The following is a 366-nucleotide window of genomic DNA, read 5'->3' as shown; positions in this document are numbered from 1 at the left end:
CGGCGGCGGGAACAGCCAGCGTCGCTGCGACGCGGGCAGCGAGAACGAAGTGCCGGCGCAGCGCCTCGGCTGCGGGCACCGCGCGCACGGCCCAGAACAGCGTCGCCAGCAGCAGGAGGCCGGCCTGGGTCCAGCGGCCGGCGCTGTCCATAACGGCTGCGGACAGGACAAGAGCAGCCAGCGGCGCCCATTCCGCCAATCCGCCGAGTCCCGTTGCCAGGGCCATGCCGGTGAGCAGTGCCAGCAGCAGCGGCACCCAGACCGGAACGCCAACCGCAGGGTCGACGGCTGCATCGAGCAGCGTCGAAGCACGCCACACCAGCGTCAGGAGCAGTTGCAGTCCGAAGGTGGCGAGGGCGTCCGCCC

Annotated in this window: 1 pseudogene (only partly in view); it reads right to left on the bottom strand. The window is 72.4% G+C overall.

The window, feature by feature from the left end:
- Positions 1-366 (bottom strand): annotated as a pseudogene (locus K789_RS26780) (hypothetical protein) (its annotated part continues 1289 nt past the right edge of the window); the annotation flags it as partial.

Source organism: Arthrobacter sp. TB 26 (assembly GCF_000427315.1).
Lineage (GTDB): Bacteria > Actinomycetota > Actinomycetes > Actinomycetales > Micrococcaceae > Arthrobacter.
This window is presented reverse-complemented; position numbering and strand designations above follow the sequence as displayed.